Genomic DNA, 25,689 nt, shown 5'->3' with positions numbered 1-25,689 from the left:
CACCACCGCAGTCGCACCGAGTTCTCTCCGCACCACCCGAAAGGTGTCCATGGCAACCACCGACCAGCAGGCCACAGACCAGCGCCCAGTGCTCGTCGTCGATTTCGGCGCGCAGTACGCGCAGCTCATCGCGCGGCGCGTCCGCGAGGCGAGCGTCTACTCGGAGATCGTGCCGCACACGATCTCGGCAGAAGAGGTCGCCGAGAAGAACCCCGTCGGCATCATCCTCTCCGGCGGCCCCTCCAGCGTGTACGCGGAGGAGGCACCCTCCCTCGACTCCGGCATCCTCGAGCTCGGCGTTCCGACGCTGGGCATCTGCTACGGATTCCAGGTCATGGCGACGCAGCTCGGCGGCGAGGTCGCGAAGACTGGCCGTCGCGAGTACGGCTCGACGGCGGTCAAGCTCGAGGCCGGAGCTTCGACGCTCCTCGACGGCCAGCCGGGCGACCAGACCGTCTGGATGAGCCACGGTGACTCGGTGGCGCGCGCCCCCGAGGGCTTCACGGTGCTCGCGACGACCGAGGACACGCCTGTCGCGGCCTTCCAGAACACCGAGCGAGGGCTCTACGGCGTGCAGTGGCACCCCGAGGTGCTGCACTCTGAGCACGGCCAGGCACTCATCGAGGGATTCCTGCACCGTGCGGCTGGCATCCCGAGCGACTGGACGCCCGCCTCGGTCATCGACGAGCAGGTCGCGCGCATCCGCGAGCAGGTCGGCGACGCCAAGGTCATCTGCGGACTGTCCGGCGGTGTCGACTCGGCGGTCGCAGCCGCCCTCGTGTACAAGGCCGTCGGCAGCCAGCTCACGTGCGTCTTCGTCGACCACGGCCTTCTCCGTCAGGACGAGCGCCGCCAGGTCGAGGAGGACTTCGTCGATGCGATCGGCGTGCGCCTCGTGACCGTGGATGCGCGAGAGCAGTTCCTCACGGCGCTCGCGGGCATCACGGATCCCGAGGCGAAGCGCAAGGCCATCGGGCGTGAGTTCATCCGCAGCTTCGAGCAGGCAGAGGTCGACCTCATCAAGGAGGCCCAGGAATCGGGGGAGCGCATCCGCTTCCTCGTCCAGGGAACCCTGTACCCCGACGTGGTCGAGTCGGGCGGCGGCACCGGAACCGCGAACATCAAGAGCCACCACAACGTCGGCGGCCTCCCCGAGGACATGCAGTTCGAGCTCGTCGAGCCGCTGCGCACGCTGTTCAAGGACGAGGTGCGTGCGGTCGGCCGCGAGCTCGGTGTTCCCGAGCCGATCGTCGCACGTCAGCCATTCCCTGGCCCTGGCCTCGGCATCAGGATCATCGGCGAGGTCACCCAGGAGCGGCTCGACCTGCTCCGCGAAGCCGACGCGATCGTACGTCAGGAGCTGACGGCCGCGGGCCTCGACACGGAGATCTGGCAGTGCCCGGTCGTCCTGCTCGCCGATGTCCGCTCGGTGGGCGTGCAGGGTGATGGGCGCACCTACGGTCACCCGATCGTGCTGCGTCCCGTGTCGAGCGAGGACGCCATGACGGCCGACTGGACCCGCCTGCCGTACGACCTGCTGGCCCGCATCTCGAACCGCATCACGAACGAGGTCGACGACGTGAACCGGGTTGTGCTCGACGTGACGTCGAAGCCGCCGGGGACCATCGAGTGGGAGTAGCTCTCGACGAGGGCTGAGGCGGACGGGGATGCACCATGTGCATCCCCGTTCGTTCATTTTGTGCCATCTGGTGAGAGATCTGCGCACTTTTGTGGCGGCGTTCGTCGAGCCCACGATGGTGACCCTCCGAGGGCGATACGCGGGGTGAAAAACCTCCGGGCAATTGTGCCCGGACATAAATGCCTGGTAGTAGAGGTCAAAAACGGAGTAGACGAAAGGTTTTCGGTTTTTCGGTGGTCGATTCCGGATTTTCGAATCGGGATTTTTTGGCTCCACGCTCGTGAAAAGGCACACTCCACGGCGAAAGATGTTGCTGGCCAAGGTCGTTGGGTAGTGGCATGGTTGGGGTAATTCACGACTGGCAAGTTCCCCTTCAGTTCAGAGAGTTCGCGACATGGCGCCACGATTCCCCACCGATCCGCACCCCCAGGTACCGGCAGAGACGGGCGTGCTCCCATCCCTGCCACGAGAGGAGCTGCCGTCCGGCCACCTCGTGGACCACGCGCTCCTCCAGGACGCCGCGAATCAGCTCGCAGAGGTGAATCCCGATCACGGTGTCTCCGTCGAGTACCAGGGTCAGTGGGTCTCCGTCATGCCCGGGGAGCACATCGAGATCGGTCGCGACGCCGACATCCGGCTCGACGCCAACCCGTTCCTGCACCGCAAGCTCCTGCGCATCGCCGCGAAGGACGGGCTCTGGTTCGTGGCCAACATCGGCACGAGGATGACGCTCAGCGTCGTCGACGGCTCTGGGCGAGTGCAGGCCAGGCTCCTCCCTGGCGGGCGGATCCCGGTCGTCTTCGAGCGCACGAGCATCCACTTCTCGGCGGGCGAGCGCCACTACGAGGTGAAGATCCACGCGGTCTCACCTGTCTACATGGACCTTCCCGCAGGCTCCGGCTCCACGGTGGAGGCTCCAGGACGCGAGGCCAGCCACATCGCGCTGACGCCCGCGCAGCGGCTCCTGCTCCTCGCCCTCTGCGAATCGGTGCTGCTTCGAGGTGAGAAGGGGCTCGGCGACATCCCCACGAGCGCCCGAGCAGCTGAGCGGCTCGGCTGGACCGTCACCGCCTTCAACCGCAAGCTCGACAATGTCTGCGAGAAGCTCGACCGCGTCGGCGTCGAGGGGCTCCGGGGAGGGGCACGCTCGTACGCGACCAACCGGCGCGCTCGCCTCGTCGACTACGCCGTGCGCAATCGTCTCGTCTCCGAGGACGAGCTCTACCTCCTCGACATCGACCCGGAAGCGGGGATCGACGACCGGACGCTGCCTGCGCGGCGGTAGCCGCAAGCCCGCCCGAACGACAGAATGGCCGCTCCGGAAGGAGCGGCCATTCTGTGTTTCGACGACGTGCTGCGCTAGTTGTTGCCGCGCAGGATCGCGAGGACGCGGATGATCTCGACGTAGATGAAGACGACGGTCGAGACGAGGCTGTAGGCACCGATCCAGCCGTACTTGCGGGGAGCTCCGCCTTCGACGCCGTTCTTGATGAGCTCGAAGTCCATGACCAGCATGTACGCGCCCATGAGGACAGCGAAGATGCCGAGGATGACGCCGAGCGGGATGCCGAAGACCTCCATGGAGCGCATGCCCCAGGGGCCGGCAGCGCTCTGGAAGCCGAACATTATCATGCCGAAGTTGATGAGCGAGAAGAGCGCGTAGCCGAGCATGGCGACGAGCACGATCTTCGTCATACGGGGCGAGGTGCGGACCTTGCCGAAGCGGAACAGCACGAGCGTCACGGCGACCACGGAGAACGTCGCGAGGACGGCCTGCATGGCGATGCCCGGGTACAGCTGCTCGAGGATCGAGGAGAGCCCGCCGACCAGGAGGCCCTCAGCCGCCGCGAAGGCGAAGATGAGGCCGGTCTTCGGCTCGCGCTGGAACGCCAGCACCAGCGAGAGCACCAGGGCGCCGATGGCGCCGATGATCATCAGCAGGGGGACGAACCACGCGACCGCTGCCGCGACGAGCACGATGCCGAAGAGGCCCGCGGTCTTGGCGATGGTGTCCTCGTAGGACATCCGGTCCATCTGGTCGGGGCTCGCAGGGGGTGCCTGGAACTGCGCGTTCAGCTGCTCGGCCGTGAGGGGCGCGGGAGGCTGCTGACCGTGTGTCGGCGCGGACTGCGCCCTCCCGAATTGGGGAGCGGTGGGCGCCTGGCCGAACTGTTGGCCGTGCTGCCTGCGTGCCTCCCCGTTGAAGTAAGGGTTGCGTTCTAGCGCGGAATTCGCCATGGCTGTCCGTGAGTCCGTTCTGTCTCGAAGGTCAAGATGCCCGCCGTAGACGGGGTTGCCGGGATTCTAGCGAAAGAGTTCGTGAATCCAGCCTGGAGCTGTGCGCCGTCAGCGGACACTCGGCGAGCGAGGTGCGCTCGCACCTGCATCCCGACCCGTGCCGAGGAGGATGCGCGGGAGCAGCAGGAACGCGCCGAGCACGATCGATGCGACCACGACGAACGCCGTCTCCGCCGTGTCTCCGACGAGGAGGCGAAGCAGCATGCCGCCACCGACGGTGACGACCCAGATGAACGCTCCAGACGGGAGCGGACGCCACGGCCTCCACCTGAACAGCGTCACGAGCACCCAGCCGACCAGGAGCGCGAGCACAAACGGCCAGCCCGTGGTCACGATGCCGGCCAGGGACAGCCCCTCGGAGTGACTCATGCGCCCGATGACCGCGAAGACCACGACGAGCAGGAGATCCACGATGAGTGGGAGCGCGTAGCCGCCGCCAGCGCGATAGATCGAACGTGTACGCCGCATGACACCAACGGTACGCCGGGGTACGACATACTGCGCGCGTGAACGCGCCCATTCACCAGACCTCGCCTCTCCTCATCGGCCACAGAGGGGCTCCAGCCCATCTCCCTGAGCACACCATCGACGGCTACCTCCTGGCCCTGCGGCAGGGGGCCGACGCGCTGGAGCCGGATGTGGTCCCGACCCGCGACGGGGTGCTCCTCGTGCGGCATGAGCCCCTGCTCGGCGAGAGCACCGACATCGGGGCGAGAGCCGCCGAGTTCGGCCCCGCTCGGCGAGCGTGGACGCCGGACGGCACGGTCACCGACTGGTTCGCCCACGACTACACGTGGGAGCAGCTGCGCACGCTGAACGCTGTGGAGCGAATCCCGGGCCTCCGCCCTGCGAACACCGCGTTCGACGGGCAGCTGCCGATGCTCCGGCTCCGCGAGCTCGTCGAGCTCCTCGCCAAGCGGCGGACGAACGCGGGCCAGCGGCCTCGCCTCGTGATCGAGCTCAAGCACGCGAGCTGGTTCCGTGCGCTCGGCTTCGACCTCGTCGAGCTCCTCGACAGGGAGCTCGCCGGTCTCTGGGGCTCGCCCGTGCTCGACGCCCTCGTGCTCGAGAGCTTCGAAGGGGAGGTGCTGCGCGAGGTGCGGCGACGCGGCGTGGCCGAGGGGGCATCCCTCGTCTATCTCATCGACAGCGAGGGCGTTCCCGACGACCGGCGGGTCCGAGACGGCGCTGTGGCTCTCGACTACGCGAGCGATCTCACCGACCGGGGGCTGGACGCGGTCGCGGAGTGGGCGGACGGCATCAGCCCAAGCCACTTGCTGCTCGGGATCGCGGATGAGGCAGGCGCGGTGCATCCGGAAGCGGGGCTGAGCCTGGTCGGCCGCGCCCACGCGAGGGACCTGCGGGTGTTCACGTGGACGCTGCGGCCAGAGGACCACTTCCTGCCTCCCGCGCTCGCGGGCAGACCGGAGGCCTACTGGCGCGGCATCCTGCGGACCGGCGTCGACGGGGTCTTCGCGGATGCGCCCGGTCGTGTCCGAGCGCTGATCGACGAACTCCACCCGACTCGGTGAGGCAGCCCAGACGAGAGAAGCGCCAGGCGACAGAGGTGCCAGACGACAGAGGTGCGAGAGATGCAGGCTCCCGGTGCGGGGAGCCTGCATCTCTCGCACCTCTCTGGCGCTCGGGTCGGGAGTCAGGCCTTCGCGGAGACCCTGTCGAGCGTCTTCAGCTCGTCGTCGCTGAGCTTGAGCGTGAAGGCGTCCGTGATGAGCGGCAGCTGCGCGGCCGTGCGCGCGCTTGCGATCGGCGCCACGACGCCGGGCTGAGCGGCGAGCCACGCGAGCGCCACGGTGCCCGGCTGGGTGTCGTGGCTCTTCGCGATGGTGGCGACCGCATCCGCGATCGCGTAGCCGTGGTCGTTCCGGTACTGCTCGACCGAGCTCGCGCGGGCCGACTCGACCTCGACGTCCCTGCGGTACTTGCCGGTCAGGAAGCCGTGCGCCAGCGCGAAGTACGGGACGACGCCGATGCCGGCCTCGCGGGCCAGCGGCAGCAGCTCGCCTTCGATGTCGCGCTCGAGGAGGTTGTACTCGGGCTGCAGGGCCGTCGGCTGGTGCAGGCGACCGTTCTCGACCGCCGCGAGCCACTCGCGCAGCCGAGGCGGCGAGTAGTTCGAGACGCCGATGGCCGTGATCTTGCCGGCGTCGACAAGCTCGGAGAACACGGCGGCGGTCTCGGCGATGGGCGTCTCCGGGTCGTCGCGGTGCGCGTAGTAGAGGTCGATCCGCTCGACACCGAGGCGCTCGAGGCTGTCGTCCACGGCAGCGCGAACGTTGTCGGCGCTGAGACCCGGCCGCTTCGCGAACTGCGCGACCTTGGTCGCGATGACAAGATCCTCCGGGCGACCGCGCGAGCGGAGCCACTCGCCGATGATGGTCTCGGATTCCGCGCCCGAGTTGCCAGGAACCCAGGCAGAGTAGACATCAGCGGTGTCGATGAAGTTGCCGCCGGCCTCGACGTAGGCGTCCAGGATCGCGAACGACTCGTCGCGGTCGGCCGTCCAGCCGAAGACGTTGCCGCCGAGGGCGACGGGAGAGACGGAGAGCGTCCCGCCGAGCGCGCGTCGGGCGGGGGAGAGCTGCGTGGTCAAGGTGATTCCCTTCCGCGGCCTCCGCGATGTCGGTGGCCGCACCTACAATCAACGAGTCATGACGCTACTGCCACCTGTCTTCGATCCCTCTGAAAACGACCTCCTCGACGGACTCAATCCGCAACAGAAGGAAGCCGTCACCTATCGCGGCCCCGCGCTGCTCATCGTGGCGGGCGCGGGCTCCGGCAAGACGCGGGTGCTCACCCACCGCATCGCCGGTCTCATCGCCTCCCGTGAGGCCTGGCCGAGCCAGATCCTCGCGATCACCTTCACCAACAAGGCCGCCGCCGAGATGCGCGAGCGCATCCAGCACATCGTGGGAGGTGCAGCGGATGGCATGTGGATCTCCACGTTCCACTCGGCCTGCGTGCGCATCCTGCGCCGGGAGGCCGACAAGTTCGGCTTCACGACGAGCTTCACGATCTACGACTCGGCCGACTCGAAGGCCCTCATCAAGCGCATCGTGAAGGCCCTCGAGGCCGACGTGCTCGGCTTCACCGTGTCAAGCGTGCAGTCGCGCATCTCGAAGCTGAAGAACGAGCTCACCGATGTCGACGGCTTCGCCCGCCAGGCCAACATGAGCGACCCGCGCGACGCGATGTTCCTCGACATCTACCGGCAGTACACCCAGTCGCTGCGTCGCGCCAACGCCTTCGACTTCGACGACCTCATCTCGCAGACGGTGTGGATGCTCCGCGCCTTCCCCGACGTCGCGGCCCAGTACCAGCGCCGGTTCCGCCACGTGCTGGTCGACGAGTACCAGGACACGAACCACGCCCAGTACTCGCTCATCCGTGAGCTCACGCGCTCGGTGGAGCCGCAGCACGTGCCGCACGACACCCGGATGGAACTCGACGCGAACGGCGGCATCCCTGGGGCCTCGCTCACGGTCGTCGGCGACTCCGACCAGTCGATCTACGCCTTCCGCGGCGCGGACATCCGCAACATCAGCGAGTTCGAGCGCGACTTCTCCGACGCGAAGGTGGTGCTCCTCGAGCAGAACTACCGCTCCACGCAGAACATCCTCTCGGCCGCCAACGCGGTCATCCGCAACAACTTCGACCGCGTCGACAAGAAGCTGTGGTCCGACGGAGGCGAGGGGGCGAAGATCGTCGGCTTCACTGGCTTCTCCGCCCACGACGAGGCGCAGTTCGTCGCGGATGAGATCCACAAGCTCCGCGACGCCGGCCAGAGCTACAACGACATGGCCGTCTTCTACCGCACCAACGCGCAGACGCGCGCGCTCGAGGAGATCTTCATCCGCTCCGCCGTGCCCTACCGCCTCGTCGGCGGCACGAAGTTCTACGAGCGCGCCGAGATCAAGGACCTCATCGCGTACCTCACAGCCCTCGTCAACCCGGCCGACGAGATGTCGACGAGGCGCATCCTGAACTCCCCGAAGCGGTCGATCGGACCGGCGACGGAGACCGCGATCTGGGACTTCGCGAACCGGTACGACATCACGTTCCGCGACGCCATGCGCCGCGCGGGCGAGCTCGGGCTCGGGCCGAAGGTCACGGGTGCCATCGCGCAGCTCGCCAAGCTGCTCGACGACGCGACCGCCGGCCTCGACATCGACGCGCCGACCGGACGCAAGACGGTGAGCCAGACGCTGAAGACCATCGTCAAGGGCACCGGCTACCTCGAGAAGCTCCTGCAGACCGGCAACCCCCAAGACGAGGCCCGCGCCGAGAACGTCGAGGAGCTCATCTCGGTGGCCGCCGAGTTCGACAAGAACAACGCGGGCGGCTCCGTCATCGACTTCCTCACCGACGTCGCCCTCGTCGCAGCCGCCGACGACCTCATCGACGAGTCCGGGGCCGTCGTGCTCATGACGCTCCACACCGCGAAGGGGCTCGAGTACGACTCGGTCTTCATCACGGGAGTCGAGGAGGAGCTGCTGCCCCACCGCATCGCCGCAGACGAGCCAGGCGGTCCAGCTGAGGAGCGACGCCTTTTCTACGTCGGCATCACGCGTGCACGCAAGCGCCTGCACCTCTCCCTCGCCATGATGCGCTCGCAGTTCGGTGAGACGGCAGCCGCGCTGCCGAGCCGCTACCTCCAGGAGATCCCGTCCGAGCTCATCGAATGGAGGGTCTCGCCGGGATCCGCCGCAGGCAGAGGCGGCTTCGAGCAGCGATCGGTGGCCTCCGCTCGCAAGCCGCTCGGCAGCGAGGGGTACGGGACCGCGGGCGGCTACGGGCGCAGCGCCGCCGACGCCGGCAGTGCGGGCTTCTCCAGCGCCGTGCGCTTCCGCGACTCCGACGCGGGTCGCGAGACCGCCCCGAAGGCCAAGCCGAAGCAGAAGTGGATCAACGAGGTCACCGGACAGATGCGCGACAACAGCGGCATGGAGCTCGTCGCCGGCGACCGCATCACGCACGTCGACTTCGGTGAGGGCACCGTGCGCGCGATCCTCGGCAGCGAGGCGAAGCGAATCGCTGAAGTCGACTTCGACAGCGCCGGCCGCAAGAAGCTGCTCGTGAAACTCGCTCCGATCGAGAAGCTGGGCAACTGAGGCCCCCGCTGGCACTAGGCTGGACGACGGACGTGTTTTGCCGGGCGGCGGGCACACACTGCCTGCCGGCGATGCGGTCCGCTCTGCAAATTCTGAAGGCTCGAGCGCGAGAATCCGAAGGCTCGGGCGAACGAACGCGACGACGCGTCGCGGATGGGATGAAACGTGGATCTCTTTGAGTACCAGGCGCGAGATGTATTCGACGCCCACGGTGTTCCAGTTCTCCAGGGACTCGTGGCCTACACGCCCGAGGAGGCGAAGGCCGCAGCCGAGAAGATCGGCGGCGTCACCGTCGTCAAGGCACAGGTCAAGGTCGGAGGCCGCGGCAAGGCTGGCGGCGTCAAGCTCGCCAAGACCCCCGACGAGGCGTTCACCGCAGCCGAGGCCATCCTGGGCCTCGACATCAAGGGCCACATCGTCGAGAAGGTCATGATCGCGCAGGGCGCGGACATCGACCAGGAGTTCTACTTCTCCGTGCTCCTCGATCGCGCCAACCGCTCGTACCTCGCCATGGCGAGCGTCGAGGGTGGCATGGAGATCGAGCAGCTCGCCGTCGAGAAGCCAGAGGCGCTCGCTCGCGTGGCCGTCGACCCGATCCGCGGCATCGACGCAGCCAAGGCCGAGGAGATCGCGCGCGCCGCGAACTTCCCGGAAGAGCTCGTCGCCAAGGTCGCTGACGTCTTCGTCAAACTCTACGAGGTGTACAACCAGGAAGACGCGACGCTCGTCGAGGTCAACCCGCTTGTCCTCACCAAGGGCGGCGACATCGTCGCTCTCGACGGCAAGGTCACGATCGACGAGAACGCCGAGTTCCGTCACGCCGACCACGTCGCGCTCGCCGAGGCAGCAGGCGGACTCGACCCGCTCGAGGTCAAGGCGAAGGCCCACGACCTCAACTACGTGAAGCTCGACGGCTCCGTCGGCATCATCGGAAACGGCGCTGGCCTCGTCATGTCGACGCTCGACGTCGTCGCCGGCGCAGGCGAGAAGCACGGCGGACAGAAGCCCGCCAACTTCCTCGACATCGGAGGCGGAGCATCCGCTGAGGTCATGGCCGCTGGTCTCGACGTCATCCTCGGCGACGAGCAGGTCAAGTCGGTCTTCGTGAACGTCTTCGGCGGCATCACCTCCTGCGACGCCGTCGCCAACGGCATCGTGGGCGCGCTCAACACGCTCGGCGACTCGGCCACGAAGCAGATCGTCGTCCGCATCGACGGCAACAACGTCGAAGAGGGTCGTCGCATCCTCGCTGAGGCGAACCACCCCCTCGTGACCGTCGTCGCCACCATGGACGAGGCAGCCGACAAGGCCGCCGAACTCGCCGCCCGCGCCTGAGTCGCCCGAAGAAAAGCAGAGAAGGAACAACAATGTCGATCTTCCTCGACGAGAACTCCAAGATCATCGTTCAGGGCATCACCGGCTCTGAGGGCTCGAAGCACGCCACGCGCATGCTCGAGGCCGGCTCCAACATCGTCGGAGGCACCAACCCCCGCAAGGCCGGGCAGACGCTCGAGCTCGCGGGCAAGGAACTCCCGATCTTCGGCACCGTGAAGGAGGCCATCGAGGCCACCGGCGCGAACGTCACCGTCATCTTCGTGCCGCCGGCCTTCGCCAAGGACGCCATCATCGAAGCCATCGACGCCGAGATCCCGCTTGCCGTCGCGATCACCGAGGGCATCCCGGTCAAGGACTCCTCCGAAGCCTGGTCGCACGCGCAGAGCGTCGGCAAGACGCGCCTCATCGGCCCGAACTGCCCAGGCATCATCTCCCCGGAGAAGTCGCTCGCCGGCATCACGCCCGCGAACATCACGGGCGCCGGCCCCATCGGCCTCGTCTCCAAGTCGGGCACGCTCACGTACCAGATGATGTACGAGCTCCGCGACCTCGGCATCTCGACCGCGATCGGCATCGGCGGCGACCCCGTCATCGGCACGACGCACATCGACGCCCTCGAGGCGTTCGAGGCCGACCCCGACACGAAGGCGATCGTCATGATCGGCGAGATCGGCGGAGACGCCGAAGAGCGTGCCGCCGAGTACATCAAGGCGCACGTGACGAAGCCCGTCGTGGGCTACGTCGCCGGCTTCACCGCCCCTGAGGGCAAGACCATGGGACACGCGGGCGCGATCGTCACCGGGTCCGCTGGTACCGCGCAGGCCAAGAAGGAGGCCCTCGAGGCTGCAGGCGTCCGCGTCGGCACGACGCCCACCGAGACCGCCAACCTCCTCCGCGAGGTCTACGCAGCGCTCTAGCGAGCAGCCGCAGAGCACGGCTCTGCACACGACGAAGTGGGCTGCAGCCCCGTGGAGACACGGGCTGCAGCCCATTCGTCTCACCGACGCGATGATCCCCCTCTCGCGGCGGCACGTGAACCTGGCACCGCCGAGCGGTCGCCGTACCGAGATCTGAGACAGGATGCCCGTGACTCGACCCGAGTCGGCCCCAGCACGACAGAACTCTCACCCCGGCGCGCAGCCGGGCTCGAAGCCCGGAGGGCGTCCCGCGGCCCACTCCGGTGGACACCCGGGCGGCCGCCCTGGCGGCCATCCGGCTGCCGCGGTTCCGCTCGACGCGCGCGTCGTCGGTGCGACCCCGAGGGCGAGGATCGCAGTGCCCCTGGCACTCGGCTGGCTGCAGGCCCTGGCCCTGGCCGGAGTCCTGCTGCTCGTCGGAGGAGCACTCGACGGCATCCTCGCGGGGGAGGTGCCGAACGCGAGCAGCGTCATCCTCATGGGCGCTCTGGTCGTGGCGACCGCCGCTGCCGCCGCGGTCTCGACGGTCCTGGTCCAGCGCAGCAAGAACTCGACCGAACGTGCCCTGCGCCGGCTTCTTGTCGGCCAGCTCTTCGCCGTCGGGCCGCTGGCCCTCGGCCGGGAACGCACTGGCTCCCTCGTCAGCACGGCCACCGCCTCGATCGACCGGGCATCCGCCTACCGGGCTGGATTCCTCGGGCCGATCATCGCGTCGCTCACGACGCCGCTCCTCGTGCTGGCGGTCATCGCCGTCGCCATCGACCCGCTCACCGCTGGCCTCCTGCTGCTGCTCGTGCCGCTCATCCCGCTCATCATCATCGGGGTCCAGCGCGCGTTCCGTTCATCGACTGGCGCGTACCGGCGCAGCGCGGGTCAGCTCTCGGCGGCTTTCCTCAGCGCCATCCAAGGCCTCACGACCCTGACCCTCAACCGAGCCGCCGCGCGGACGGGTGAGGACCTGCGCGAGCGAGGTGAGCAGAACAGGCGCCGGGTCATGCGGCTGCTCGCCGGTAACCAGGTGCTCATCCTGGCGGTCGACGCCGTCTTCTCGCTCGCCATGATCACGGGCGCGGCGGGTCTTGCCGTCTGGCGACTCGGGGACGGCGCCATCACGCCGGGTCAGGCCGCGGCCCTGGTGCTGCTCTCGACCCTGCTGACGGGGCCCGTCGATATCGTCGGCCAGTTCTTCTACATCGGCATGACGGGTCGCAACGCCGAGCGGGAGCTGAGCGCCGCGGTCGCCGCTCGGCCCGTGTCCGACAGCGCGGCACCGGCTCCCGCCGGATCAGGCGGGGCGGCCGCGCTCGAGCTGCGCGGCGTCACCGCAGGCTACGAGCGAGGGCAGACGGTGCTCTCGGAGTACTCGCTGCGCATCGAGCCCGGGGAGCGGGTCGTCGTCACCGGCCCGAGCGGTTCGGGCAAGTCGACGCTCCTGACCCTGGCCCAAGGGCTCCTCGCACCTCGCGAGGGCATCGTGCTCGTCGGGGGAGAGCCGGCAGGCAGCTCACCGGCGCGGGCCGCGCTCGCCGTCGTCGAGCAGACCACGTTCCTCTTCACCGGCACCGTCGCCGACAACCTCCGAGTCGCGAAGCCCGATGCCAGCGACGACGAGCTGTGGGTTGCCCTCGCCGCGGCGGAACTCGGCGAAGACCTCGAGCGGTCCCCGGACGGCCTCGCGACGCAGGTCGGCGAGAGCGGTCTCTCGATCTCGGGCGGGCAGGCGCAGCGCGTCGCCATCGCCCGGGCGTTCCTGCGCGATGCGAGCGTGCTGCTCCTCGATGAGCCGACCGCCCAGGTCGACCTGCGCTCGGAGCGCCTCATCACGCGTGCGCTCGCGAAGCTGGCGGAGGGGCGAACGGTGGTCATGGTCTCGCACCGGCCGACCAGCATCCTGGCAGCCGACAGGGTCGTCACGCTCGAGGCGACAGCGACCGCATCGAGCCATTCTGCGGCCGCCGACGGTTCCCGCTCGGGGCCACCGCAGCACCCTGGCCACCCACACGGAAGGGGAGCGCGACGATGACCGCCGCATCCACTGCGCTCGACTCTCGCCAGCCCACCAGGCCCCAGCTCGTCACCTGGCTGCTGCGCCAGACGGCGCCGCTGCTCTGGCCGCTGGCCCTCGCCACCGTGCTGCGGATCGTCGGCCAGCTCGCTGGCATCGCCATCCTGGTCGTCGCGATGCTCGGCGTCTCGGGGGTGCTGTCGCTTGCCGGCACGATCTGGACGATGGTCGCGCTCGCGCTCGGCAAGGCCGTCCTGCGCTACCTCGAGCAGTTCAGCGGCCACTTCGTGGCCTTCGCCGCCCTCGCTCGGCTCCGGAACCTGTTCTACGCCAGGCTCGCGCCGCAGGCTCCCGCCGCGACCGAGGGCGCGGGTAGCGGCGAGCTGAGCGAACGCGGCACGCGCGATATCGACCGAGTCGAGGTGTTCTTCGCGCACACGGCACCGCCGGCGATCTCGGCCGTTGCTGTCCCCGTCACCGCGCTCATCTGGCTCGGCACCACTCAGGGCGCGGCGCTGGCCCTCGCCGTCGCGCCGTTCGTCGCCCTGGTCGTGCTGGTCATCCCACTGATCGGGGGGCGAGCAGGCTGGCGCGCCTCGCAGGAGACCGTCGCCGCGAAGGGCGTCGTCGCCCAGCACGTCAGCGACTCCGTCCAGGGCGTGCGCGAGGTGCTCGCCTTCGAGCACGCCGAGGCTCGCCTCGCGGACATGGATGCGCGCGGCGAGTCGGGGGCTCGCGCCTCCGCGTTCGCCTCCCGCGTCGCCGCGCTCCGCGGTGGACTCGTCGTGCTGCTCCAATGGGCCTCAGTGCTCGCGGTGCTGCTCGTCGGGGGCACTGGCGTCGTGACCGGGAGCCTCGGCTACGAGCAGCTGCTCGTCGCGCTCGCGGTCGCCGTCGGGCTCTTCGTGCCGACCCGCGCCGTCGAGAGCTTCGTGACCGACCTCAACGCGTCGTTCGCGAGCGCCGCTCGCCTCTACGAGGTCATCGAGCGGCCGCCCTTGGTGACGGAGGCGCTCGCCGACAATGCGTCGAAAGTCCAGCCCGCTCGAACCGACGTCGATGAACCCCAGCCGAATCCGGTGGCGCTCGCCTTCGAGGGCGTGACGTTCGCGTACCCGGTCAATGGCGGCTCGACCTCCGCTGCACCGAGGACGGTGCTCGATCGGGTCTCCTTCGAGCTGCGCGCGGGCGAGCACCTCACCGTGGTGGGGCCGTCCGGCAGCGGCAAGTCCACGATCGCGTCGCTCGCCCTCCGCTTCTGGGACCCGGATCTCGGGTCGGTGTCGCTGGCCGGCAGTCGTTACGGTGCTCCGCGACCCCTGCAGCGCATCCCGCTCGACGAGCTGCGCACCCGGATCGCACTCGTGCCACAGCGTCCGTACCTGAGCGACGGCACGGTAGGGGAGAACGTGGCGCTCGCCCGACCTGACGCGAGTGACGACGAGATACTCAAGGCTCTGCGCGTCGCGGCCCTCGACGAGTGGGTGCGCGAGCAGCCGAAGGGGCTCGACACCCCGGTGCGGGAGCGCGGCGGCGGACTGTCTGGCGGGCAGCGGCAGCGCGTCGCGATCGCACGCGCCGTGCTGGCGAACCCTGAAGTGCTTGTGCTCGACGAGGCGACGAGCGCGCTCGACGGTGCCACCGAGCGCACCGTCCGCGCGCGCCTCGCTGAGTGGGCAGGGCAGCGCAGCATCCTCGAGATCAGCCACCGGCTCGACACGCTCGACGACACCGATCGGGTCATCGTGCTCGACGCAGGTCGGGTCGTGGAGGAGGGGGCGCCCGACGGTCTCCGTGCCGCGGGAGGCCCGTTCCAGCAGCTCCTCGAGCGCTGACCTCCGCGCCGCCGAAGCGCGCGGCAGAAAGCACCTGACTGCTGTCAGCGCGAGGATGCGGGCCGTCTGATCTCGGAGGTCAGTCGGACCGGCCCGTGTCCGTTCGACCCGTGTCGTTGTCGCCGTGCTGCCGCAGCTCGAGCTCGATGAACGCGCCGATCATGGCGCGATAGCTCGCTTCGACGACCGCAGGGGAGCTCCCACCCTGTTCCGCCAGCGCCCGCACCTTCGCGACTACCTGCTCGACGCGCGCTGGAGCACGCACCGCGCCAGTGTCCTGACCGCGCTTGGCGACCGCCGCGCGCTCCACCCAGCGCTGCCGCTCGCCGATGAGCTCCACGATTCGGGCATCGAGCGCATCGATGGCGCGTCGGATGTCCGTCATCTCGTGCGGGCCTGTTGATTCAGTCATTCCGGCAGGTTAGCGGCTATCGTCGGGGTGCTATGCCTCGCCCGATCACGTACCTGTACTCGGCCGTCGACGCGCTCGTCGCGGCTGCGGTCGGCCTCGGCGTCCCGCTGATCGCGGTCGTCGCGGTGCAGCTGGCGACGACGGGCTTCGGCAGCGACTTCGCCGCTGGCTTCGAGTATGCGGCGGCCATCTGGGCTCTCTCGCTCGGGGGTTCCGTGGGGGCGGTGCTCGACCCGAGCTCGGGTCTCCTGCCTGCCGGGAGCGAGGCGGTGAGCTTCACGCTGCGGGTCATGCCGCTGGGCCTCACGCTCATCACGGTGTGGCTGGCACACGTGACCGGGGTCCGCGTGCGTGCGGCCTCCGATCTCATCTGGCCCGGCCTCCTCCTCACCGCAGCGGTGTTCGGCGCCGCCGCCGCCGGGGTCTCGCTCGCGGCGAGCGCCCGTGGCCTGGACGTCGGCGTCTGGCAGACCGCCATCGTGGGTGCGGTCGTCTTCCTTGGCGCCGCGTTCGTCGGGGCGCGCGGATGGCAGGTCGCACCGTTCGGCTCGATCCTCTCGAACCTCGAGGAGCGCACACGGGCGTCCGTGTCTCAGGGACTGAGGGCGGCCGGCCTCATGGTCACCGGCATCCTCGGTGCTGGGGCGGTACTGCTGCTCATCGCGGTCCTTCTGGGGCTCGCGAGCATCCTGGCGCTCTTCCAGTCGCTCCCGCTCGATGTGACGAGCGCGATCGTGGTGGGTCTCAGCCAGCTCGTGATCGCCGTGAACGGCATCGTCTGGTCTGCGGCGTGGATGCTCGGCTCGGGATTCGCGATCGGCACCGGTTCGCAGGTCACGCCCGTGGAGACGCTGGTCGGTCCCATGCCGGTTCTCCCGCTTCTCGGCGCCATCCCGGCCTCGCCGCCGGTGCTCGCGGTCTCGATCATCGCCGTTCCTGTCCTGGTCGGGCTTGCCGCGATGGTGGGGGTGCGGATGCACGCCCCGGCTGGTGCAGCCCGTGGCGTGTGGGCTCGCGTCTCCGTCGCGGTGATGGCGGCGGCGCTCGCAGCCATCGCGATCGGGATCCTCGCCCTTGCAGCTGGCGGCTCGGCCGGCCCTGGTCGCCTCGCGGAGATCGGCCCCTTCCCCCTGCTCACCGGCGCGAGCGCGTTCGGCACGCTTCTCCTCGGCGCCCTCGTCGGGGCGCTGGTGCCGCTCTCTGCCGAGCAGCTCGAGAACGACGACGAGACCGACGAAGACGACGCCGAGGAAGCCGGCAGGGGCGACCGTGACGGACGAAAGAAGCACAGCCGCACATCCGCCGGCACGCCGACTTCGACGCCGACGGGACGTGACCAGGCGAGCAGACCGCAGCCACGCGAGAAGGAGAGCACGTCACCGGCACGCGCAAGTGCTGCTTCCTCCAAGCGACGCTCACGACGGGATGGCACCGACGAACGCACCTGGGTCGCCGACGCCGTCTCGAAGCGCTTCGAGGACCCGGGTGAGGTCGAGAAGAAGCCCGGCACCGCACTCGAGGTGCGCACCGACGATCAGCCGGCCGAGCGGCAGACGTCCGAGATCCGCCGGGCGAAGCGGCTCAAGGTCGAGAACCCGCGCTACGACGACGAGCCGGACATCTACGCCGACATCGACCTCGACGACTGAGCGGGTCTGACCCGGGAGCCCCGACCGTGCGCAGCGATTAGACTGACCCGGTGCTCAAGGTAGTCGTCCTCATCTCCGGCGCGGGTTCGAACCTGCAGGCGCTGCTCGAGACACTCCGGACCTCCGCCGATTCCGCGTCGCCCATGGGCGCCGAGATCGTGGCGATCGGCGCCGATCGGCCTGCCGCAGGCCTCGCCCTCGCGCAGGAATTCGGCATCCCGTCGTTCGTGGTGCGGCCGAAGGACTTCGCCGACCGTGAGGCCTGGGGAGCGGAGCTGCTCGCGCAGATCCAGAGCTTCGAGCCAGACCTCACGCTGCTCTCCGGATTCATGCGGCTCGTGCCACCCGCCATGGTGGATGCGCTGGCCCCGCGTCTCCTGAACACCCACCCCGCGTACCTGCCCGAGTTCCCTGGCGCCCACGCCGTGCGCGACGCGCTCGAAGCCGGCGTGGCCGAGACGGGCGCCTCCATCATCATCGTCGACAACGGCGTCGACACCGGTCCGATCGTCGATCGCGTCCGCATCCCCGTACTCCCCGGTGACACCGAGGAGCTGCTCCACGGCCGCATCAAGGTCGCGGAGCGCCGTCTGCTGGAAGACACCGTCAGAGGCGTGGCCTCCGGCGAAATCGCACTCGAGGAAAGAGCCAACGCATGAGCAGCCCCGCTTCACACGAATCGCTGACCACCCTCGAGCGGATCGAGCCCAAGCGCGCGCTCGTGTCCGTGAGCGACAAGAGCGGCCTGCTCGAGCTGGCCTCAGGACTGCAGGCAGCCGGGGTCGAGATCGTCTCCACCGGCTCGACCGCGAAGACCATCCGCGAGGCGGGCTTCGACGTCACCGACGTGCAGCAGGTGACCGGGTTCCCCGAGTCGCTTGACGGTCGCGTCAAGACGCTGCACCCCGGCGTGCACGCCGGGATCCTCGCCGACCGGCGGATCGCCGACCACCTCCGCCAGCTCGAGGAGCTCGGCATCGAGCCGTTCGAGCTCATCGTCGTGAACCTTTACCCCTTCGTCGAGACGGTCGCCTCCGGGGCGGATGCTCCGGCGATCATCGAGCAGATCGACATCGGCGGCCCCGCCCTCGTGCGCGCCTCCGCAAAGAACTTCGCGAACGCCACGATCGTCACGTCACCGAGCGACTACACCAGGGTTCTCGACGAGATCTCGGGCGGAGGTGTGACGCTGTCGACGCGTCGCGCGCTCGCCGCCGCCGCGTTCCAGCACACGTCGAGCTACGACCAGGCCGTCGGCGCGTGGTTCGCGTCGCACATCCTGGAGGTCGAGGCCGCTGGAGCCGCGGAGCCCGCCGCCGGCTCGGCGTCCGACGCGCTCCCGAGCTCCTTCACGATCGAGGGCGACCAGCTCGCCGTCCTCCGCTACGGCGAGAACTCGCACCAGGTCGCGGCCGTGTACGGGCGCGCCGACGGCCGGGGCATCGCCCAGGCCGAGCAGCTCCACGGCAAGGAGATGTCGTACAACAACTACGTCGACGCCGACGCGGCCCTCCGCGCGGCGTTCGACCACACCTCGCCGGCTGTCGCCATCATCAAGCACGCCAACCCGTGCGGCATCGCGATCGCGCCTGAAGGCCTCGCGCCGGCCGAGGCCATCGCCGAGGCCCACCGTCGTGCGCACGCCTGCGACCCGGTCAGCGCCTACGGCGGCGTCGTCGCCGCCAACCGCGAGGTCTCGCTCGAGATGGCGCAGACGCTCGCCAAGATCTTCACCGAGGTCGTCATCGCGCCGAGCTTTGCGCCGGAGGCGCTCGAGGCGCTGCGCGCGAAGAAGAACGTCCGCCTCCTCCAGCTTCCCGCAGACCCGGCTCCAGAGGAGCGAGAGGTGCGTCAGATCTCCGGCGGCTTCCTCGTCCAGAGCGCAGACCGCTTCGAGCCGAGCGTGTCGCTCATCGAGAGCTGGACGCTCGTAGCCGGGGCCCCCGCCGCTGGGCAGACCGTCGAGGACCTCGAGTTCGCGTGGCGAGCCTGCCGCGCCGTGAAGTCCAACGCGATCCTCCTCGCCGCAGACGGAGCCTCCGTCGGAGTCGGCATGGGGCAGGTCAACCGCGTCGACTCCTGCCACCTCGCCGTCTCGCGGGCGGGGGAGCGGGCCGCAGGGTCCGTCGCCGCGTCCGACGCGTTCTTCCCGTTCGCGGATGGCCTCGAAGTGCTGCTCGAGGCCGGCGTGAGCGCCGTCGTGCAGCCGGGCGGATCCATCCGCGACGAGGAGGTCATCGCGGCCGCCGAGAAGGCGGGCGTGACGATGTACTTCACGGGCGAGCGCCACTTCTTCCACTGATCCGCGCTGATCCGCGCGACTCGCGCGATCTGAGCGTGCCCGCAATCGAGACCCACGAGAGCAGCAATTGAGCACCAAGAACTCCCAACCCGTCACCCGCGTCAGCGAGCTCGACGGCGGAACGCGCTTCAACGCGGCACTCGTCGCGGCGATGGGCGTCGCGTTGGCGACACTCCTCACCTCGCTCGTCGTCATGAACGAGCGAGACCTCACCGGGGTCATCTCGCCGCTCACGACGCTCACCGACACGTTCGACTTCTACTCGCTGCCGGTGCTCCTCCTGCTGATCCTCGTCACGCTCGTCGGCTGGCTCGGGTGGCTCCGCAACTGGTGGATCGCCGCGATCGCCGGATTCGTGCTCGCGCTCATCGCGGGCACGGTCGGCTACGTCGTCCGGCTCGCGACGGGTGGCGCTGAGTTCACCAGCGAGACGTGGTCGGCGATCTTCACGGAGTTCTTCGGGCTCAACTTCGTGTTCCTCGTCTCCGGCACCGTGTTCACAGCGCTCATCGGGCCGACGCTGTTCCGCCGGCAGGTCGCCGAGATGCTCCGTGAGGTGTCCTCTCGCGTCGCGCACGCGGGGGAGCTCCGCCGGTTCGCGGAGTCGAACAGCAAACTGGCGCTCGTGCGCATCCCCGCCGCGAACCCGCAGGATGCCCAGGTCACCTTCCAGGAGCGCGCGGCGGTCGACCGCGATCGCGCCAACGAGCAGTGGGAGTCCTACGTAGCGCTGCTGGACGAGCACGGGTGGGAGACCCGCGAGGTGCCAGCGGCTGAGACCATGCCGGACTCGGTCTTCACCGAGGACCAGGTCATCGTGCTCGGCCAGGTCGCGATCCTGGCTCGCAGCGGGGCGGCGTCCCGTCGCGCCGAGCTGCCTGGCGTCCGGGCGGCGCTCGCCGAGACCGAGTTCGTCACGATGGAGATCGAGGCCCCGGCAACCCTCGACGGGGGCGACGTGCTCCTCGCGGGCGACACCGTCTACGTCGGCGCGTCCACCCGCACGAACGCCGAGGGCATCCGCGCGCTGCGCGAGATCGCGCTCGATCTCGGCTACCGCGTCGTCGCGGTGCCCATCACCGGGGCGCTGCACCTGAAGACGGTCGCGACCGCCCTGCCCGATGGGACCGTCCTCGCCTGGACTCCCGCGCTCGAGCAGCCCTCGCTGTTCGGCGGCTACATCGAGGCACCCGAGCTGCTCGGTGCGAGCATCCTGCCGCTGGATGCGGACACCGTGCTCGTCTCCGCTGCCGCGCTGGCGACCGCGAAGCTCGTGAAGCGCCTCGGCTACAACGTCGTCACCCTCGACATCTCGGAGTTCGAGAAGCTCGAGGGCGGGGTCACCTGCCTGTCGGCTCGCGCCTACTAGACGCGACCGCATCCCCGACCACACCACGATCGCTGCCCGGCGTTTCACCCTCTCGCGGTCCCGCAAGAGGGTGAGACGCCGGGCAGCGATTTCGGTCGAACGGCTCTATCGAACTGCTTTACAGCGAGCCGGTTCCGTGCTGGCTGAGCTCCCGCTCGCCGATCGTCTCCCCGTACTGGGTCTCGCCGGTGACGACGAACCCGAGGCTTCGGAAGAAGTCGCCCGGCCCGAGGTCGCCCTCTTCCCAGATGGTGGTCACCTTGTCGAAACCGCGGCGTGCAGCCTCATCGAGGATCGCCGTCACCGCGAACGACCCGACCCCACGGCGCTGGTAATCGGCATCGACGTTCATGCGCATGATCGTTGCCCGGAACAGCTCGTCGGGAGCGTCCTCGTCGAAGTTGGCCATGATGAAGCCCACGACTCGACCATCGAGCACGACGACCCTCGGCCACGACGTCGACTGGCTGACGTAGGCCTCCGAGATGGAGTGCGAGACAGGCGCGACGAACGCCTCCTGGCCTGGTTTCAGTGTGAGCGTGTTGGCGGCGACGATGTTGTCGGCGGACAGCTCTTCGATATACAGCTCGCTCATGGATGCAGAGTAGCGCTCCGTCTGAGTAATCCTCCGAATGCGGCCCCGGTAAGCTGGAGGCAAACCGCGCTCAGAAGGAGAACTCTATGGCGAAGATCAAGGTCGAAGGAACGGTTGTCGAGCTCGACGGCGACGAGATGACCCGCATCATCTGGCAGAAGATCAAGGACACGCTCATCCACCCGTACCTCGACGTGAACCTCGAGTACTACGACCTGGGCATCGAGAAGCGCGACGAGACGGACGACCAGATCACGGTCGACGCGGCGCACGCGATCCAGAAGCACGGCGTCGGCATCAAGTGCGCGACGATCACCCCTGACGAGGCACGCGTCGAGGAGTTCGGCCTCAAGCAGATGTGGCGCTCCCCGAACGGCACGATCCGCAACATCCTGGGCGGCGTCATCTTCCGCGAGCCCATCATCATCTCGAACATCCCGCGCCTCGTGCCGGGCTGGAACAAGCCGATCATCGTCGGCCGCCACGCGTTCGGCGACCAGTACCGTGCCACCGACTTCCGCTTCGCGGGAGAGGGCAAGCTCACGGTCGAGTTCACGCCGGACGACGGCTCGGAGCCGCAGAAGTTCGAGGTGTTCCACTCCCCGGGCGATGGAATCGCGCAGGTGCAGTACAACCTCGACGCATCCATCACCGACTTCGCCCGCGCCTCGCTCAACTACGGCCTCACGCGCGGCTACCCCGTGTACCTGTCGACGAAGAACACCATCCTCAAGAAGTACGACGGTCGCTTCAAGGACATCTTCCAGGAGATCTTCGAGGCCGAGTTCAAGGAGAAGTTCGACGCAGCAGGCATCACCTACGAGCACCGCCTCATCGACGACATGGTCGCGGCGTCGCTCAAGTGGGAGGGCGGCTACGTCTGGGCCTGCAAGAACTACGACGGCGACGTCCAGTCCGACACCGTCGCGCAGGGCTTCGGCTCGCTCGGCCTCATGACGAGCGTCCTCACGACTCCCGACGGCAAGGTCGTCGAGGCCGAGGCGGCGCACGGCACGGTCACGCGCCACTACCGCCAGCACCAGCAGGGCAAGCCCACGTCGACGAACCCGATCGCCTCGATCTACGCCTGGACGCGCGGCCTCGCGCACCGCGGCAAGCTCGACGGCAACCAGGAGCTCATCGACTTCACGCAGGCCCTCGAAGAGGTTGTCATCGAGACCGTCGAGTCGGGCAAGATGACGAAGGACCTCGCCGCGCTCGTCGGCGAGGGCACGCCCTTCCAGACGACCGACGACTTCATGAACTCGATCGCCGAGAACCTCGCAGCACGAGTGTCCGCGTAAGCGACACCCGACCGCACACGAGGCTCCTGCCTCGGAAGCCCCGCATCCTGCCTCGGCAGCATGCGGGGCTTCTGCGTTGTCCGAATAGGGTGGAGACATGAGCACCACGCCAGTCCGCATCACCGTCACGGGAGCAGCCGGGAACATCGGCTACTCGCTCCTCTTCCGCATCGCATCGGGCGCCATGCTCGGCGATACTCCGGTCGAGCTCCGGCTCCTGGAGATCCCGCAGGCGGTCAAGGCGGCGGAGGGAACGGCTCTGGAGCTCGCCGACGGCGCCTTCCCGCTGCTCCGATCAGTGGATGTCTTCGACGATGCGGACGCGGCCTTCGAAGGGACGAACATCGCCCTCCTCGTCGGGTCGATGCCGAGGCGCGAGGGCATGGACCGCGCCGACCTGCTCGAAGCGAACGGCGGCATCTTCGCGCCCCAGGGCCGCGCGATCGGGAAACACGCCGCCGATGACGTCCGCGTGCTCGTCGTCGGCAACCCCGCGAACACGAACGCCGCGATCGCGCGAGCCGCAGCGCCGGACGTCCCGGGCGACCGCTTCACGGCCATGATGCGTCTCGACCACAACCGCGCGATCGCTCAGCTCGCCGCGAAGGCCGGCGTCGGCGCCGGCGAGGTCTCTCGGATCCACGTCTGGGGAAACCACTCGAACACGCAGGTCCCCGACGTCGATCACGGCACGATCGCAGGTGTCCCGATCCGTGAGCGCATCGCCGACGACGCCTGGGTCGATGGCGAGTTCGTCACGACGGTTGCCACGAGGGGAGCCGCGATCATCGCGGCGCGAGGTGCTTCCTCTGCCGCCTCGGCGGCATCCGCCGCGATCGACCACGTCCGTGACTGGGTGCTCGGGACCCCCGAAGGCGACTGGACGACGGCCGCGCTCCCCTCGAAGGGCGATTACGGCATTCCCGAAGGGCTCGTCGCGGGTGTCCCGGTCACGTCCAGCGGCGGCGACTGGCAGGTCGTCCAGGGGCTCGAGCTCGGCGAGCTGACGCGAACGCGCCTCGCGGCGACGGTCGAAGACCTCGAAGCCGAACGCGATACCGTTGTCAGTCTCGGATTCGTTCCGTCGACGTCCTGAAGTGAGAAGAGCTGCAATGACCAATGCCGAACCGGACATCCTCGCGCTCGAGGTGCTGATCCGCCGCGACGGCGTCGGCGAGATTCGGGAAGGCGACTCGGTCGAGCGCATCATCGCGGCCGACGCGGACGAGCTCCGCTCGGCGATCATGACGCGCGTCGTCGACCGTGCGACGCGCGACGAGATCGTGATCGACTTGCGCACGATCGACATCGACGGTGTCTTCCCGCTCCGCGTCTCCCCGGACGGGGGCCTCGTCGAAACGGGGGACGTCGCAGAGCTGGCGCCCGGCGAGGACGAGCTCACCGACCGACTCGCCCCTGGCGCGACAGCGCCCGAGCCTTCGGGCGACCCCGCCACCCAGGACCGCCACGACGAGACGTCCGCAGCGAACAGCGACGGGTTCCTTCCGCAGGGCAACGTGCACGAGACCGTGCGCATCCCGAGGGTCGAGATGATGCACCACGCCCTCGACCAGGAAGCGGAGGTCGCGCAGCCAGCGCCAGTGCTCGAAGCGGGGCTTCCCGAGACCAGACGCGCGCCCGAGAGCCCCGACCAGCATGAGGACGAGGCAGGCTCCCTGACCAACGCGGAGACACCCCCAGTCTGGTTCGAGGACCGGATCGACGAGGACGGCCTCGAGGACACGCAGCCGTGGCAGCCGAGATTCCCGCGGGACGCGCGTCAGATGCGCGAACTCGAGGAGCTCGAACGCGCCGAGTCGGCAGCGCGTGAGCTGGCTCGTCCGAGCACGGCGCCAGAGCCGGCGAACCCGGCCCCGGTCGCAGCATCCGCCACCGCAGGAGCGGTCGCCAGGGCAGCATCCGCGACCGCGCCGGAACGCCGGAAGAGCGACACCTCCGCCCCGACGCTCGCCGACCTGCTCGCCGACAAGCAGGCGGCACCGGAGGCACCGGCGCAGCAGGGATGGCGCAGCGCCCTGCGCCTCGGAACGGGCGGACTCATCAAGCTCGGCCCAGGCGAGGCAGAGCGAGTCAAGCGCGACGAGATCCGACGAGTGCAGCGGCAGTTCGACGGCTCGCGCACCGTGGTCGTCATGAACCCGAAGGGCGGCGCGCACAAGACCACCGCGACCCTCATGATCGCCGCCACGTTCGGTGAGATCCGCGGCGGCTACACGCTCGCCTGGGACAACAACGAGACCCGCGGCACCCTCGGGTGGCGCTCGCACGCCGGCAGCCACCGCAACACGGCGGTCGACTTCCTGCGGCAGCTGCCGAGGTTCGAGGTGTCGGGAGGCGCGACCATCGCCGATGTCGACCGATTCGTGCGACCGCAGGGTGACGCGCAGTTCGACGTGCTCGCATCCGACGACGACGCGGCCTCCGCGGCGATCATCGACGCAGAGGCCTTCTCGCGCATGCACCTCACTCTGAGCCGCTTCTACCGCGTCCTCGTCGTCGACACCGGCAACAACATGCGCGCCAGCAACTGGGAGGCGGCCCTCGACGTCGCCGACCAGCTCGTCATCGTCTCCACGGCCAGAGAGGACACCGCCGCGTCCGCAGCCTGGCTCGCGGACGGGCTCCGCGAGCGGGGCTTCGGGGAGAAGCTCGAGAACGCCGTCACGATCCTCTCCAGCCCCTCCGCGAAGGAAGACCAGGCGCTCAAGGAGCGCCTGCACCACCACTTCGAGCGCCTCACGCGGGCCGTCGTTGAGGTACCGTACGACCACGCCTTCGTCGGCGGCGGCGAGCTCAGCGTCTCGAGCCTCAAGCCGGCCACGCGAGATGCGTGGCGCACCGCGACCGCCGCCATCGCGGAACGCCTCTGACCGAACTCC

General features: G+C 69.0%; 20 protein-coding genes. 15 read left to right on the top strand and 5 right to left on the bottom strand.

Features of this window, described 5'->3' with window-relative positions; translation table 11 throughout:
• Nucleotides 1-49: 49 nt before the first annotated feature.
• On the top strand, nucleotides 50-1,639 hold the full coding sequence (gene guaA / locus ITJ61_RS07665) for a glutamine-hydrolyzing GMP synthase (RefSeq protein ID WP_104242598.1): 1,590 nt from the start codon (nucleotides 50-52) through the stop codon (nucleotides 1,637-1,639).
• A gap of 394 nt (nucleotides 1,640-2,033) precedes the next feature.
• A complete protein-coding gene (locus ITJ61_RS07660; RefSeq protein ID WP_228496624.1) occupies nucleotides 2,034-2,924 on the top strand; it encodes a hypothetical protein in 891 nt (296 codons plus the stop codon).
• Between the two features lie 74 nt (nucleotides 2,925-2,998).
• Here ITJ61_RS07660 and ITJ61_RS07655 read toward each other — a convergent pair whose 3' ends face one another.
• Both ITJ61_RS07655 and ITJ61_RS07650 read right to left on the bottom strand, forming a co-directional pair.
• Complete coding sequence (locus tag ITJ61_RS07655; RefSeq protein WP_194685903.1) at nucleotides 2,999-3,877, bottom strand: Bax inhibitor-1/YccA family membrane protein; 879 nt, start codon at nucleotides 3,875-3,877, stop codon at nucleotides 2,999-3,001.
• 108 nt (nucleotides 3,878-3,985) lie between these two features.
• Nucleotides 3,986-4,405, bottom strand: coding sequence for a DUF3054 domain-containing protein (locus ITJ61_RS07650; protein ID WP_104307153.1), 420 nt, complete (start codon nucleotides 4,403-4,405; stop codon nucleotides 3,986-3,988).
• 38 nt (nucleotides 4,406-4,443) lie between these two features.
• Between ITJ61_RS07650 and ITJ61_RS07645 the strand changes: the two genes are divergently transcribed.
• A complete protein-coding gene (locus ITJ61_RS07645) occupies nucleotides 4,444-5,469 on the top strand; it encodes a glycerophosphodiester phosphodiesterase family protein (protein ID WP_194685902.1) in 1,026 nt (341 codons plus the stop codon).
• A 122-nt stretch (nucleotides 5,470-5,591) separates the two neighbouring features.
• Here ITJ61_RS07645 and ITJ61_RS07640 read toward each other — a convergent pair whose 3' ends face one another.
• Entirely contained in the window at nucleotides 5,592-6,548 is a 957-nt protein-coding gene (locus tag ITJ61_RS07640) for an aldo/keto reductase (protein WP_104299413.1), read from the bottom strand.
• A 58-nt stretch (nucleotides 6,549-6,606) separates the two neighbouring features.
• Between ITJ61_RS07640 and ITJ61_RS07635 the strand changes: the two genes are divergently transcribed.
• The 5 genes from ITJ61_RS07635 to ITJ61_RS07615 all read left to right on the top strand — a co-directional run bounded on the left by ITJ61_RS07635 (nucleotide 6,607) and on the right by ITJ61_RS07615 (nucleotide 15,158).
• Nucleotides 6,607-9,066 (top strand): ATP-dependent helicase, encoded by a 2,460-nt coding sequence (locus tag ITJ61_RS07635; RefSeq protein ID WP_104242799.1) that lies wholly within the window; start codon nucleotides 6,607-6,609, stop codon nucleotides 9,064-9,066.
• A 165-nt stretch (nucleotides 9,067-9,231) separates the two neighbouring features.
• A complete protein-coding gene (sucC, locus tag ITJ61_RS07630; RefSeq protein WP_104242588.1) occupies nucleotides 9,232-10,401 on the top strand; it encodes an ADP-forming succinate--CoA ligase subunit beta in 1,170 nt (389 codons plus the stop codon).
• A 32-nt stretch (nucleotides 10,402-10,433) separates the two neighbouring features.
• A complete protein-coding gene (sucD, locus tag ITJ61_RS07625) occupies nucleotides 10,434-11,318 on the top strand; it encodes a succinate--CoA ligase subunit alpha (RefSeq protein ID WP_068479974.1) in 885 nt (294 codons plus the stop codon).
• A gap of 358 nt (nucleotides 11,319-11,676) precedes the next feature.
• Nucleotides 11,677-13,341, top strand: a complete 1,665-nt coding sequence (locus ITJ61_RS07620; protein WP_194685901.1) for an ATP-binding cassette domain-containing protein — start codon at nucleotides 11,677-11,679, stop codon at nucleotides 13,339-13,341.
• Entirely contained in the window at nucleotides 13,338-15,158 is a 1,821-nt protein-coding gene (locus tag ITJ61_RS07615) for an ABC transporter ATP-binding protein (RefSeq protein WP_194685900.1), read from the top strand. The genes ITJ61_RS07620 and ITJ61_RS07615 overlap by 4 nt, the downstream gene beginning before the upstream one ends.
• 79 nt (nucleotides 15,159-15,237) lie before the next feature.
• On the opposite strand, the gene ITJ61_RS07610 is transcribed toward ITJ61_RS07615, so the two are convergent.
• Entirely contained in the window at nucleotides 15,238-15,570 is a 333-nt protein-coding gene (locus tag ITJ61_RS07610; protein ID WP_104341427.1) for a chorismate mutase, read from the bottom strand.
• Nucleotides 15,571-15,602: 32 nt separating this feature from the next.
• Between ITJ61_RS07610 and ITJ61_RS07605 the strand changes: the two genes are divergently transcribed.
• The 4 genes from ITJ61_RS07605 to ITJ61_RS19765 all read left to right on the top strand — a co-directional run bounded on the left by ITJ61_RS07605 (nucleotide 15,603) and on the right by ITJ61_RS19765 (nucleotide 20,890).
• The gene (locus ITJ61_RS07605) at nucleotides 15,603-17,219 is read left to right on the top strand and encodes a DUF6350 family protein (RefSeq protein WP_194685899.1); all 1,617 of its coding nucleotides are present in this window, start codon (nucleotides 15,603-15,605) and stop codon (nucleotides 17,217-17,219) included.
• 50 nt (nucleotides 17,220-17,269) lie between these two features.
• Nucleotides 17,270-17,878 (top strand): phosphoribosylglycinamide formyltransferase, encoded by a 609-nt coding sequence (gene purN / locus ITJ61_RS07600; RefSeq protein WP_104299407.1) that lies wholly within the window; start codon nucleotides 17,270-17,272, stop codon nucleotides 17,876-17,878.
• On the top strand, nucleotides 17,875-19,521 hold the full coding sequence (purH, locus tag ITJ61_RS07595; protein ID WP_194685898.1) for a bifunctional phosphoribosylaminoimidazolecarboxamide formyltransferase/IMP cyclohydrolase: 1,647 nt from the start codon (nucleotides 17,875-17,877) through the stop codon (nucleotides 19,519-19,521). The genes purN and purH overlap by 4 nt, the downstream gene beginning before the upstream one ends.
• A 67-nt stretch (nucleotides 19,522-19,588) precedes the next feature.
• Complete coding sequence (locus ITJ61_RS19765; protein ID WP_228496623.1) at nucleotides 19,589-20,890, top strand: dimethylarginine dimethylaminohydrolase family protein; 1,302 nt, start codon at nucleotides 19,589-19,591, stop codon at nucleotides 20,888-20,890.
• Nucleotides 20,891-21,008: 118 nt separating this feature from the next.
• On the opposite strand, the gene ITJ61_RS07585 is transcribed toward ITJ61_RS19765, so the two are convergent.
• A complete protein-coding gene (locus ITJ61_RS07585; RefSeq protein ID WP_104242574.1) occupies nucleotides 21,009-21,485 on the bottom strand; it encodes a GNAT family N-acetyltransferase in 477 nt (158 codons plus the stop codon).
• 86 nt (nucleotides 21,486-21,571) lie between these two features.
• Between ITJ61_RS07585 and ITJ61_RS07580 the strand changes: the two genes are divergently transcribed.
• From ITJ61_RS07580 to ITJ61_RS07570, 3 genes are all read left to right on the top strand, one after another.
• The gene (locus ITJ61_RS07580; RefSeq protein WP_104242572.1) at nucleotides 21,572-22,789 is read left to right on the top strand and encodes an NADP-dependent isocitrate dehydrogenase; all 1,218 of its coding nucleotides are present in this window, start codon (nucleotides 21,572-21,574) and stop codon (nucleotides 22,787-22,789) included.
• Between the two features lie 97 nt (nucleotides 22,790-22,886).
• Entirely contained in the window at nucleotides 22,887-23,885 is a 999-nt protein-coding gene (locus tag ITJ61_RS07575; protein WP_194685897.1) for a malate dehydrogenase, read from the top strand.
• 16 nt (nucleotides 23,886-23,901) lie between these two features.
• Entirely contained in the window at nucleotides 23,902-25,680 is a 1,779-nt protein-coding gene (locus tag ITJ61_RS07570) for a MinD/ParA family ATP-binding protein (RefSeq protein ID WP_194685896.1), read from the top strand.
• The last annotated feature ends 9 nt before the right edge of the window (nucleotides 25,681-25,689 follow it).

The sequence above is a fragment of the Pseudoclavibacter sp. VKM Ac-2888 genome, assembly GCF_015351285.1.
In the GTDB taxonomy this organism is placed as follows: domain Bacteria; phylum Actinomycetota; class Actinomycetes; order Actinomycetales; family Microbacteriaceae; genus Pseudoclavibacter.
This window is presented reverse-complemented; position numbering and strand designations above follow the sequence as displayed.